The sequence below is a fragment of the Streptomyces huiliensis genome, assembly GCF_020037025.1.
Classification (GTDB): domain Bacteria; phylum Actinomycetota; class Actinomycetes; order Streptomycetales; family Streptomycetaceae; genus Streptomyces; species Streptomyces huiliensis.
The window spans coordinates 1-11,998 of sequence record NZ_JAIQLH010000256.1 but is presented as its reverse complement, the minus strand read 5'-3'; the positions used below and the strand labels follow the sequence as shown (position 1 = coordinate 11,998).

Sequence of the window (11,998 nt, the reverse complement as noted above, 5' to 3'; positions counted from 1 at the left end):
GCCCCCAGCCCGGCACCCCTCGACGCCGCCGGCGCCAAGACCCTCGGCGTCTTCCACACCGTCCGCGAGGCCCTCGAACGCTTCGGCCCCGAGGTCGTCGAGTCGTACATCATCTCCATGTGCCAGGGCGCCGACGACGTCTTCGCCGCCGCCGTCCTCGCCCGCGAGGCCGGACTGGTCGACCTGCACGGCGGCTGGGCGAAGATCGGCATCGTCCCGCTCCTGGAGACCACCGACGAGCTCAGGGAAGCCGACCGCATCCTCGACGACATGCTCGCCGACCCCTCCTACCGACGGCTCGTCGCCCTCCGCGGCGACGTCCAGGAGGTCATGCTCGGCTACTCCGACTCGTCCAAGTTCGGCGGCATCACCACCAGCCAGTGGGAGATCCACCGCGCCCAGCGCCGGCTGCGCGACGTCGCCCACCGCTACGGCGTCCGGCTCCGGCTCTTCCACGGCCGCGGCGGCACCGTCGGCCGCGGCGGCGGCCCCACCCACGACGCCATCCTCGCCCAGCCCTGGGGCACCCTCGACGGCGAGATCAAGGTCACCGAGCAGGGCGAGGTCATCTCCGACAAGTACCTGATCCCGGCCCTCGCCCGGGAGAACCTCGAACTGACCGTCGCCGCCACCCTCCAGGCGTCCGCCCTGCACACCGCCCCCCGCCAGTCCGACGAGGCGCTCGCCCGCTGGGACGCGGCCATGGACACGGTGTCCGACGCGGCGCACGGCGCGTACCGGCGCCTGGTCGAAGACCCCGACCTCCCCGCGTACTTCTTCGCCTCCACCCCCGTCGACCAGCTCGCCGAACTCCACCTCGGCTCCCGGCCCTCCCGCCGCCCCGACTCCGGCGCCGGCCTCGACGGACTCCGGGCCATCCCGTGGGTGTTCGGCTGGACCCAGTCCCGGCAGATCGTCCCCGGCTGGTACGGCGTCGGCTCCGGCCTCAAGGCCGCCCGCGAGGCCGGGCTCGACACCGTCCTGGAGGAGATGCACGAGCGCTGGCACTTCTTCCGCAACTTCCTCTCCAACGTGGAGATGACGCTCGCGAAGACGGATCTGCGCATCGCGCGGCACTATGTCGACACCCTCGTGCCCGACGAGCTCAAGCACGTCTTCGACACGATCCGGGCGGAGCACGAGCTCACCGTCCAGGAGGTGCTGCGGATCACCGGCGAGAGCGAACTGCTCGACTCCAGCCCGGTGTTGCGGCAGACGTTCCACATCCGGGACGCCTATCTCGACCCGATCTCCTACCTCCAGGTCACGCTCCTGCACCGGCAGCGGGAGGCGGCGGCTCGGGGAGAGGCTCCCGATCCGCTGCTGGCCCGGGCGCTGCTGCTCACCGTGAACGGTGTGGCGGCGGGGTTGCGCAACACGGGGTGAGCCCTGCGGGCGGCTGAGCCCCGGTCCCGCCCCTTCGTCGATTCCTGGGGGCAAGCCCCCAGACCCCCTTTGTCCTCAAACGCCGGACGGGCTGAATAGTCAGCCCGTCCGGCGTTTGAGGACGCGCGCCGCAGGTGCGCTCGGGGGTGCGGGGGCGTAGCCCCTGCAAGAAACGGGAAGGGGCGGGACTGGGGCACACCCCTACGAGTTGTACGTCCCCTGAGCCCGCTCCAGACCGTCAACGATCAGCGACTCGACCGCATCCGCGGCCCGATCCACCTCAAAGGCGAGATCCTTCCGCTCGGCGGAAGAAAAATCCTTCAGCACGAAGTCGGCAACCTGCATCCGCCCCGGCGGCCGCCCGATCCCGAACCGCACCCGGCAGTAGTCGGAACCAAGCGCCTTGGTGATCGACTTCAGACCGTTGTGCCCGTTGTCCCCACCACCCAGCTTCAGCCGCAACTGCCCGAAGTCGATGTCCAGCTCGTCATGGACGGCCACGATCCGCTCGACCGGCACCTTGTAGAAGTCGCGCAGCGCGGCCGTCGGCCCGCCGGACAGGTTCATGAAGGACATCGGCTTGGCGACCACCACGCGCCGGCTCGACGGGCCCGGCGCCCCCAGCCGCCCCTCCACGACCTGGGCGCGGGCCTTGTGCGCCTTGAACTTCGCACCCATCCGCTCCGCGAGCAGGTCGGCGACCATGAAGCCCACGTTGTGCCGGTTGCCCGCGTACTCGCCGCCGGGGTTGCCCAGGCCCACGATCAGCCAGGGGTTCGTGCTCGTGCCGTCCGTCGTCGTCATCCGCATAACTCCTTCATACGCCGACCGCCGCCCCGCTCCGGGTCAGGAGCGGGGCGGCGGCCGGAGGAAAAATGAGGCTCAGCGCGAGGCTCAGGCCTCGGCGCCCTCGGCGGCCTCGTCCGCCGGGGCGGACTGGCCGGCGACGACGTGCAGGACGACGGCGTCGGCGTCGACGGCCAGCTCGGCACCGGCCGGCAGGACGACGTCCTTGGCGAGGACGGAGGCACCGGCCTCGAGGCCCGCGATGGAGACGGTGACGGCCTCGGGGATGTGGGTGGCCTCGGCCAGGACCGGCAGGGCGGTCAGGGTGTGCTCGAGCAGGTTGTTGCCGGGGGCCAGGTCGCCCTCGGTCTGAACCGGGATCTCGACGGTGACCTTCTCGCCGCGCTCGACGACCAGCAGGTCGACGTGCTCCAGGAAGCCCTTCAGCGGGTCACGCTGGACCTGCTTGGGGATGACGAGCTCGTCGCGGCCCTCGATGTCCAGGGAGAGCAGGACGTTGGGGGTCTTGAGCGCCATCATCAGGTCGTGGCCCGGGAGGGACACGTGGACGGGCTCGCCACCGTGGCCGTAGATGACGGCGGGAACCTGGTTGGCGCGGCGGATGCGGCGGGCGGAGCCCTTGCCGAACTCGGTGCGGACGGCGGCGGCGAGCTTGATCTCGGCCATGGTGCACTCCTCGGAGGTCGTGTGCGGACAGGGTCACCCGGCCCACGAACGGCCTGCTACGAAGAGCGCGTCGATAACGGACCGCCACACCGAGACGAAAACGGTGCGGCCTCCCTCGCCGAGCAACTCAGGGAGTGTACCCGGCGCGGAAGGCCGCACCGAAATCGATCTACGAACTACGACCTTCGACGACCGTCAGGCCTGCTCGTCGAAGAGGCTCGTCACCGAACCGTCCTCGAAGACCTCGCGCACGGCGCGGGCGATCGTCGGGGCGATCGACAGCACCGTGATCTTGTCGAGCTCCAGCTCGTCCGGGGTCGGCAGGGTGTTGGTGAACACGAACTCGCTGACCTTCGAGTTCTTCAGCCGGTCCGCGGCCGGGCCGGAGAGCACACCGTGCGTGGCGGTGACGATGACGTCCGCGGCACCGTGGGCGAACAGGGCGTCCGCCGCGGCGCAGATGGTGCCACCGGTGTCGATCATGTCGTCCACCAGTACGCAGACACGATCCTTCACGTCACCGACGACCTCGTGCACCGTGACCTGGTTCGCGACATCCTTGTCACGGCGCTTGTGCACGATCGCCAGCGGCGCACCGAGCCGGTCGCACCAGCGGTCGGCGACACGCACGCGGCCGGCGTCCGGGGAGACGACGGTCAGCTTGTCGCGGTCGACCTTGGCGCCCACGTAGTCCGCCAGGATCGGCAGCGCGAACAGGTGGTCCACCGGGCCGTCGAAGAAGCCCTGGATCTGGTCGGTGTGCAGGTCGACCGTGAGGAGGCGGTCGGCGCCGGCCGTCTTCATCAGGTCGGCGATGAGGCGGGCCGAGATGGGCTCGCGGCCGCGGTGCTTCTTGTCCTGACGGGCGTAGCCGTAGAACGGCAGGATCACGGTGATGCTCCGCGCGGAGGCCCGCTTCAGAGCATCGATCATGATCAGCTGCTCCATGACCCACTTGTTGATGGGAGCCGTGTGGCTCTGCATCAGGAAGCAGTCGGCGCCGCGCGCGGACTCCTGGAAGCGGACGTAGATCTCACCGTTGGCGAAGTCGAAGGCCTTGGTCGGGACCAGGCCGACGCCCAGCTGATGCGCGACCTCCTCGGCAAGCTCGGGGTGGGCGCGGCCGGAGAAGAGCATCAGCTTCTTCTCGCCGGTCGTCTTGATCCCGGTCACAGCACAGTCTCCTTGGATGTCGCATTGTGTGCGCTTATCACGGTACGCCCCGTTCGACGCTGCCGTTGTCAGGTCACTGCTCCCCGTCGTGCTCCTGGAGAGCGGCGGAAGCGGCCTGTGCGGCGGCGCTTCCCGGGCGCTTTCGAGCCACCCAGCCCTCGATATTCCGCTGCTGACCGCGTGCGACGGCGAGCGAACCCGGGGGCACATCCTTGGTGATGACGGAGCCGGCGGCGGTGTACACGCCGTCCCCGATCGTGACCGGAGCCACAAACATGTTGTCGCTGCCGGTGCGGCAGTGCGAGCCGATCGTCGTGTGGTGCTTGTTCACACCGTCGTAGTTCACGAAGACGCTCGCGGCGCCGATGTTGGTGTGGTCGCCGATCGTGGCGTCGCCCACGTAGGAGAGATGCGGCACCTTCGTACCCTCGCCGACCTCGGCGTTCTTCATCTCCACGTACGCGCCCGCCTTCGACTTGCGGCCGAGCTTCGTACCGGGCCGCAGATAGGCGTACGGGCCGACCAGGGCCCCCTCGCCGACCACCGCGCCCTCGGCCACCGAGTTGTCCACCCGGGCCCCGGCCGCGACGGTGGTGTCCGTCAGCCGCGTGTTCGGACCGACCTCGGCACCCGTGGCCACGTGCGTCGCGCCCAGCAGCTGCGTACCCGGGTGCACCAGCGCGTCCGCCTCGAACGTCACCGTGACGTCCACCCACGTCGTCGCCGGATCCACGACCGTCACCCCGGCCATCATCGCATCGTGCAGCAGCCGCTCGTTGAGCAGCCGGCGGGCCTCCGCCAGCTGGACGCGGTTGTTGATGCCCAGGATCTCCCGGTGGTCCCCGGCGACCGCCGCGCCCACCCGGTGCCCGGCCTCGCGCAGGATGCCGAGCACGTCGGTGAGGTACTCCTCACCCTGGCTGTTGTCCGTCCGCACCTTGCCCAGCGCGTCCGCCAGCAGCCGGCCGTCGAACGCGAACACCCCGGAGTTGATCTCGCGGATCGCCCGCTGCGTCTCGGTGGCGTCCTTGTGCTCGACGATCTCCGTCACCGCACCCGTCGCCTCGTCCCGGACGATCCGCCCGTACCCCGTGGAGTCCGGCACCTCGGCCGACAGCACGGTCACCGCGTTGCCGTCGGCGGCGTGGGTCTCGGCCAGGCGCTTCAGGGTGGCGCCGGTGAGCAGCGGGGTGTCACCGCAGACGACGATCACGGTGCCGTCGGGGCGGATGCCCTCGCGGGACAGCTCCTCCAGGCCCATGCGCACCGCGTGCCCGGTGCCGTTCTGCTCCAGCTGGACGGCGGTACGGACGCCGGGGTCGATCTCGCCGAGATGCGCCGTCACCTGCTCCCGCGCGTGCCCGACGATCACGACGAGCTGCTCCGGCTCCAGCTCGCGCGCGGCGGCGACGACGTGCCCGACGAGGGACCGGCCGCAGATCGAGTGCAGGACCTTGGGGGTCGCCGACTTCATGCGGGTGCCCTCACCCGCTGCGAGAACGACGACGGCTGCCGGGCGGTTGGCGCTCACGGGTGTGCCCTTCGGCTTCGGGGTTACGAGGGGGTGACACCCGCAGGATACCGGTGCGTAGAAGGGCCGGAACGCGGACGGGTCCTGACCTGGGCGGTCAGGACCCGCGATGAATGCTCCCCCGCCAGGACTCGAACCTGGACAAGCGACTCCAAAGGTCGCCGTGCTGCCGATTACACCACAGGGGACAGCTAACAGGGTCAAAACGGACGGACCGCCAGGTGATCCTGTTTGACCCCCAACACTATGCCGTACCACCAGCCCTCGATGCGACGGTATAGGTCGGCGCCCTGGAGGACCTGCACCACCAGGCAGCCGCGGTAGCCGGAGCCGGTGTTCTTGCGGACGGTTTTCGGGTTGTGCCGCTTCAGCGTCGTCTTGCACAGGCTCGATACGTCGACCCCCACCAGCTTCGCCCAGTAGGCCTCCGCGGCGGCGACGTCGGCAGACTCGTGGATCATCACGCGGTACCGGACGCGGTCCGGTCCGATCTCCAAGAGGGTGAGCCATGCCTGATAGACCTGGATCACGTCCGGGTCGCTGTTGATGAAGTGGACGGCCTCCCGCACCTGGTACGGCTTGCTTTTGGCCCCCTCGGCCCAGTAGAGCCCCACCCCGAGGAGGAACAGCTCGCGCTCCGTCATCCGCCCGATCTCACAGGCGGCGTCCAGTCTCGTCCGGACGCGCTTGGCGGCGACCTCACGCCGATGAGGCTCCCACCTCGCCTCCCGCATCGCGTGCAGTTGCTCCGGAGTCTTCCGGGGTTTGGGAAGGTCCCGCACCCACAAGGACACCGAGCTCTTGGAGACTCCCAGTTCCGCGGTGATCTCGTCGTACGTCTTTCCGGCGAGCCTCAGGTCTCTGGCCTGCTCCCGGAGGGCGTCCTTCGCCCGGGGCCGCTTGGTCCACTCCGGTGCCGGCTCGCCCCGCAGCAGCCTGGTGAGCAGATCGTGGCTTCCGATGCCGAGCTCTTCGCCGATCCGTCGTGTACTGAGCCCCTTCCGGCGCAGGGCGACGGCTCGCGAGCGCAGCTCTTCGAAGGTCGCGTCACCGTTCCGTGGGCCGTCGTCATGGTCTTGTGTCTCCGTCATACGAGCAGCGTGCCGCCGTCGTCCGACCCTTTCGACGAAAGCCTGAGCGATTCACCAGTTCGAGCGAAGAGGGTCGGGAATCGCTTCCGTCCCTGCCGTTTGCGTGCTGCTGTCATTTTTCGAAAACCGTTGGCCCGCCCCCGTAGTCTGGGTGGTATGACCACAACGGGGGCAATCACGGAGGCGGGCGCCCGGGGCGCGCCCGCGGGGCCGTGGTGGTGGGCCAGGCGGCGGGGCATGGTGCTGGACGTCGTGCTGGCGCTGGTGTCGGTGATCGAGTGCGTGTACGAGGGGATCTCGTTCGCCGACGAGGTGGGGGCACCCGGGGCGCTCGGAGCGCTGGCGGGCGTACCGGTCGGGGCCTTGCTGCTGGTGCGCCGGAAATGGCCGGTGGCGGTGGTCCTGGTGTCGATCGCCGTCACCCCTGCCGAGATGGGCTTCCTGCTCGGGCTCGTCGGGCTGTACACGCTCGCCGCGTCGGACGTGCCGCGACGGATCATCGTCGTCCTCTCGGTCGCCTCCATGGCCGGGACGCTGCTCGTCACCGCCGCGCGCTTCCACCGCGACGCCACCGCCTCCGGCCTGCACTCGAACGTCGTGGCGACGGTGCTCTTCTCCTCCGTCATGGCCCTCGGGCTGACGGCGCCGCCGCTGCTCCTCGGCCTCTACGTGGGCGCCCGCCGGAGACTGGTGGAGAGCCTGCGGGAGCGGGCCGACGGGCTGGAGCGGGAGCTGTCGCTGCTGGCCGAGCGGGCGGAGGAGCGGGCCGAGTGGGCCCGGAGCGAGGAGCGGACGCGGATCGCCCGGGAGATGCACGACGTGGTGGCGCACCGGGTCTCCCTGATGGTGGTGCACGCGGCGGCGCTTCAGGCGGTGGCCCTGAAGGATCCGGAGAAGGCGTCGCGGAACGCGGAGCTGGTCGGCGACATGGGCCGGCAGGCGCTGACCGAGCTGCGGGAGATGCTGGGCGTGCTGCGGGCGAAGCCCGACGGCGCCCCGGCGCCGGCGGAGGCGCGCGAGCCGGAGCGGCTGGCGGCGGTGGCCGCGGCGGCCTCGGCGCGGGTGCGCCGGTCCGCCGACGCGCTGGCCACCAGTGCCGCGGACGGCGGGCCGTGCCTCGGGCAGCTGGCGGATCTCGTGGGGCAGTCGCGGCAGGCGGGTATGGCCGTCGAGTTCTCGGTCGAGGGCGAGCAGCGGGCGTACACCGCGCGGGTGGAGAGCACGGCTTACCGCGTGGTGCAGGAGGCGCTGACCAACGTCCACAAGCACGCTCCGGGCGCGGCGGCCCGGGTGCGGGTGGCGCACCGGGAGGGCGAGGTGGCGCTCCAGGTGGAGAACGGGCCGTCGGACGGCGGGACGGACGCGGGGCTGCCGAGCGGCGGCAACGGGCTGGTCGGCATGCGGGAGCGGGTGACGGCGCTCGGTGGCGTGTTCGTGTCCGGGCCGACGGACCGGGGTGGGTTCCGGGTGTCCGCGGTGATACCGGATGTGGCGGGGGCGGCGGACGCGGCGTAGTCCGCCTGTTGGGGGCCCTTTCCGGGAGAGTTTGAGGACAGCGCCCGCAGGGCGCGCCGCCGCCTCAGTCGTCTCAGCCTCCGAACGACAGCCGGGCCGGCCGTGTCCCCGTGACGAGCGCCCCGATCGCGTGGTCGATGTCGGACCCCAGGAACCAGTCCCCGGTGTGGTCGAGGCTGTACACCCGCCCGTGCGCGTCGATGGTGAGCACGGCCTGCCCGTCGAGCTCCTGCCCGAGCGGGCAGATCTCGGTGCCGAGTGCCCGCCCGAGGTCGGCGACGGTCCGGGCGAGGTGCAGCCCGTGCAGCGGGTCGATGTGGAACGGGGTCGGCGCGATGTGTTTGCCCGGGCCCGGCCCCGAGACGCGCAGGCCGCCGAACTCCGCCCAGGCCTCGACGGCGGCGGGGAAGACGGTGTGCCGGTGTCCGGCGGGCGACACGTGGGCGCGGAGGGCGTCGGCCCACTTCTCGGCGGCCTTGATGTCCCAGCGGCCGGGCTGCCAGCCCGCCTCGCGCAGGGCGGCGTCGACGGCGACGGGGAACCGGGTGGCTGCGGTGCGGTCGAAAGCGCGCATGGAGGTCAGGGCCTGCCTCGTTCCGTGGTGGTGGGGTCGATGGCGCGGACGCCGAAGTGGGCGAGGAGTGCGGTACAGGACCGGCAGGGCGGGGCGTAGGCGCCGTGCCGGGGGTCGCCGTCCTCGCGGATGTGCCGTGCGGTGATCTTCGACTGCTTGAGTGCGCGGCGGGCCTCGCCGTGGGTGAGGGGTTTGCGGGAGGCGCGTTTGCTGCGGCCCGCCTCGTGGGTGGTGAGGAAGCGGGTGAGGAGCAGCGCCTCGGGGCAGCGTCCGGTGAAGCGCTCGCGGCGTTCGCTGGTGAGCGTGTCCAGGAAGTCCTGGACCAGGGGGTGCAGGGCGGGCGGCTGTTCGGCCTTGCCCGCGGTGCAGGTCAGCGTGGTGCCGCGGACGGAGAGCGCGGCGGCGACGGCGGGCAGGATGCCGTCGCGGCGGGTGAGCAGTACCGGTGGACGTTCGGCGTCCTCGGTCGTGCTCCAGCTGAGCCGGGGGTCGCCGGGCGTCGCGGTCCGTCCGTCGGTGCTCCCGGTCAGGGGTTGGTGGTCCTGCGTCGTGTGCATGGTGGTTCTTCCCTCCCTGCAATCCCCCTGTTGCGGGGATCAGCCTGCCAAACGGGGTGGTGGGAGTGGAAGGCAGGGCGGTGTTGCGTGTGCCTGGTGTGCCGGGATAGGTGAGAGGGGTCCGAGTCGTGGCACGGGGGTGAGCCGGTCGCGGTGCGGGGGTTTGCCGGGGCGTGAGGGGTTTCTGCGGTTCTCCCGGGGTGTGGGGGCTCGGCCGCCCGCCCCCCGCGTATGACCGGGCCCGGGCCCGGGCAAGGCCGCGAGCCCGGATCGCCGACGCGCGCGTTCTCCGGTGCGGAACGTCCTCCCCGCCTACAGGCGGGAGCCCGTCTTGCGGCACCGCATAGGCTGTCCGTCACGAGGCCGTCCCGGCCGCGGGCTCCGTCACCCGCCGCCGGGATCGCGAACGTCGCAGAACACGCCAGCCAAGCAGGGGGCATCCGCCATGACGACAGGTCGGCTCGGGCAGCAGGCCGCGCCACCGAACACGGCCTACGCCGGGCAGGTCGTGCACTTCCCGGATCCCGTCCGGCACGGCCGTTACCCCCAGGGCGTGCGGGTGGACGAGGACGGGTACCCCGACTTCTCCCCGTACGCCCGGGCCGCCGCAGAGATCGCGGAGCCGCCGGAGGGCTTCGGCGTGGACGAGCTGCGGCTGACCGACTACGTCTCCGCCAACGCCGCGCTGCACGCGGAGGGCCACGAACTCTGGGCGAGCCTGCACCCGGTGGCGACCCCGCACGGCTGGACCTGGCACCACGTGGCCGGGACGCGCCGGCTGGAGCTGGTGCCGGCCGAGGTGAAGGCGCTGTTGCGGCACCACGGCGGGCTGGCGACGGCCGCCGTGGACCAGGAGAAGCGCGGCACCCGGCCGCTGCAGGAGACCCGGCCGGTGCACTTCGCGCTGCCGCAGCGCGAGCTGGCGGTGACGGAGGAGCAGGTCCAAGGCGTCGAGGAGGACCTCGGGTACCGGCTGCCGGGCGCCTACCGGGCGTTCCTGAAGGCGGCGGGCGGCTGCGCGCCGGTGGGCGCCGCGCTCGACGCGGAGCTGGGGCTGCTGCTGGACCAGCCGTTCTTCACGGTCCGTGAGGAGGCGGCGGTCAACGACCTCGTCTACGTCAACAAGTGCCTGCGCGACCACTTCACCAAGGACTACCTCGGGGTGGCCTTCGTGCAGGGTGGTGTGCTGGCGGTCAAGGTGAAGGGCGAGGCGACCGGTTCGGTCTGGTTCTGCCCTTACGACGACGCTCGCGACCAGGACGGCTGGACGGTGCAGGAGCGGGTGGAGCGGCTGCTGCTGCCCTGTGGCGAGGACTTCGACGCCTTCCTCTCCCGGCTGGCGGGCGGACCGCCCGAGCTGGAGACGGTGGCGAACCTGATGGTCGACGGCGGCTTCGCGTACGCCGTCCCGGTGGAGGGGTGAGCGCGGTGGTGACCTTCGCGCAGGCTCAGGAGCGCGCGGAGCGCTGGGTCAACGGTGACGTTCCGGCGTACCTGCACCGCGAGGTGAAGGTGCGCGAGTTCGACCTGGGCTTCGTCGCCTGGGCCGAGGACCGCGAGGGCGTGGCCTCCACGGACAGCGCCCGCTCGCGGCTGGTGATCGCGCGCGACAGCGGGGAGACCACGCTGTGGCCCGGGCTGCCGGTGGGCGAGGTGATCCGGCGGTACGAGGAGGAGTACGGCACCGCGGCCGAGCCGGCGCCGGCGGCGGAGGAGCCGCCGCGGCGGGTGGACCTGAACGCGACGTCGTTCCTGCTGAGCCCGCCGCAGTGGCTCCAGGACGCGGCGGACGCGATGGGCATCCCGGACCGCAAGCGCGACCGCGAGCCGGAGCGGCCCCCGGCGCCGGGGCGGGACTCCGTATCGGGGCGGGACTCCGTATCGGGGCAGGACCGGGAAGGCGTGCCGGCGCCGCGGTCCGGCGCGGGCTCGGACGGCACGTCCGGTGGGACGGGCGTGACGGGCGTGACGGGTACGTCCGGTGGGGCTTCCGCCGTCGCCGTCGCCCCGGGCGCGGGCGGGCCGGACTCGGCGGCGTCCGGAGGGACGGGCTCCGGGACGGCCGCTCCGGCTTCCGCGACGGGCGGTACGTCCGATGCCGCCGGTGCGCTCGGTACTTCCGGTACCCCCGGTACTCCCAGCACCCCCGCTGCTTCCGTGGCGGGCGAGGCGCCGGACCGGTCCGCGCCGTCCGCCGCCACTCCCTCGGCCTCACCCTCCTCTTCCCCCTCCCCGGCGCCGGGTCCCGAGCCCGTCTGGGCGGGGGCCGACGTCTCGGCCGGGGCGGACGGCGACGACACCGGGAACCTGCCCGCGACCGTCCTCGCGCCGGCGCTGTCCGGTTCGGACGCCGACGACACACCCCCGCCGGGGGTGCGGCCGGACGCGAAGACCGAGCTGATGCCCGGCGGCAGTTCGCTGCCGCGAACGCGGCTGGCTCCCGCGCTGGAGGAGCCCGGAGCCCAGCGTCCGGCGCCGGGCGCCCCCGGTGCCCTCGTCCCGACGCCGGCCGCGCCGAACGTCCCGCCCGCGGCCCCGGCCACGCCGCCGCCCGTTCCGCCGGCCGACCCCAACGCCCCGTCGGCCCCCGCCGGTTCGGGCGCTCACCCGCCCGTCGGCGGTTCGGCCGCCTACGCGGCGACGATGCTCGCGACGCCTGGCAGCATGCCCGGCATGCCGGGTGCTCCCGGCGCCCCGG

Annotated in this window: 11 protein-coding genes and 1 tRNA gene; 4 read left to right on the top strand and 8 right to left on the bottom strand. The window is 72.1% G+C overall.

The window, feature by feature from the left end; translation table 11 throughout:
* Window positions 1-1,386, top strand: a 1,386-nt coding sequence (locus JNW98_RS30210) for a phosphoenolpyruvate carboxylase (RefSeq protein WP_223771481.1), incomplete at its 5' end; no start/stop codon positions are given.
* 201 nt (window positions 1,387-1,587) lie between these two features.
* Here JNW98_RS30210 and pth read toward each other — a convergent pair.
* The 6 genes from pth to JNW98_RS30180 form a co-directional block, all read right to left on the bottom strand.
* Window positions 1,588-2,190, bottom strand: coding sequence for an aminoacyl-tRNA hydrolase (gene pth, locus JNW98_RS30205; protein WP_223771480.1), 603 nt, complete (start codon window positions 2,188-2,190; stop codon window positions 1,588-1,590).
* Between the two features lie 90 nt (window positions 2,191-2,280).
* On the bottom strand, window positions 2,281-2,859 hold the full coding sequence (locus JNW98_RS30200) for a 50S ribosomal protein L25/general stress protein Ctc (RefSeq protein WP_223771479.1): 579 nt from the start codon (window positions 2,857-2,859) through the stop codon (window positions 2,281-2,283).
* 195 nt (window positions 2,860-3,054) lie between these two features.
* Window positions 3,055-4,032, bottom strand: coding sequence for a ribose-phosphate diphosphokinase (locus JNW98_RS30195; protein ID WP_185942665.1), 978 nt, complete (start codon window positions 4,030-4,032; stop codon window positions 3,055-3,057).
* Between the two features lie 73 nt (window positions 4,033-4,105).
* Window positions 4,106-5,563 (bottom strand): bifunctional UDP-N-acetylglucosamine diphosphorylase/glucosamine-1-phosphate N-acetyltransferase GlmU, encoded by a 1,458-nt coding sequence (gene glmU, locus JNW98_RS30190; protein WP_223771478.1) that lies wholly within the window; start codon window positions 5,561-5,563, stop codon window positions 4,106-4,108.
* A 116-nt stretch (window positions 5,564-5,679) separates the two neighbouring features.
* A tRNA-Gln gene (locus JNW98_RS30185) sits at window positions 5,680-5,751 on the bottom strand.
* Between the two features lie 12 nt (window positions 5,752-5,763).
* The gene (locus tag JNW98_RS30180; protein ID WP_223771477.1) at window positions 5,764-6,654 is read right to left on the bottom strand and encodes a hypothetical protein; all 891 of its coding nucleotides are present in this window, start codon (window positions 6,652-6,654) and stop codon (window positions 5,764-5,766) included.
* Between the two features lie 156 nt (window positions 6,655-6,810).
* Between JNW98_RS30180 and JNW98_RS30175 the strand changes: the two genes are divergently transcribed.
* Window positions 6,811-8,169 carry a sensor histidine kinase gene (locus JNW98_RS30175; protein WP_223771476.1) on the top strand — a complete coding sequence of 453 codons (1,359 nt, stop codon included), beginning with the start codon at window positions 6,811-6,813 and terminating at the stop codon, window positions 8,167-8,169.
* 73 nt (window positions 8,170-8,242) lie between these two features.
* On the opposite strand, the gene JNW98_RS30170 is transcribed toward JNW98_RS30175, so the two are convergent.
* Window positions 8,243-8,743, bottom strand: coding sequence for an SUKH-3 domain-containing protein (locus JNW98_RS30170; protein ID WP_223771475.1), 501 nt, complete (start codon window positions 8,741-8,743; stop codon window positions 8,243-8,245).
* Between the two features lie 5 nt (window positions 8,744-8,748).
* Entirely contained in the window at window positions 8,749-9,300 is a 552-nt protein-coding gene (locus tag JNW98_RS30165) for a YwqJ-related putative deaminase (RefSeq protein ID WP_223771474.1), read from the bottom strand.
* 445 nt (window positions 9,301-9,745) lie between these two features.
* On the opposite strand from JNW98_RS30165, the gene JNW98_RS30160 reads away from it, so the two are divergent.
* Both JNW98_RS30160 and JNW98_RS30155 read left to right on the top strand, forming a co-directional pair.
* Window positions 9,746-10,723 carry an SMI1/KNR4 family protein gene (locus tag JNW98_RS30160; protein WP_223771473.1) on the top strand — a complete coding sequence of 326 codons (978 nt, stop codon included), beginning with the start codon at window positions 9,746-9,748 and terminating at the stop codon, window positions 10,721-10,723.
* Between the two features lie 8 nt (window positions 10,724-10,731).
* Window positions 10,732-11,998, top strand: a 1,267-nt coding sequence (locus JNW98_RS30155; RefSeq protein WP_504755572.1) for an SUKH-4 family immunity protein, incomplete at its 3' end; no start/stop codon positions are given.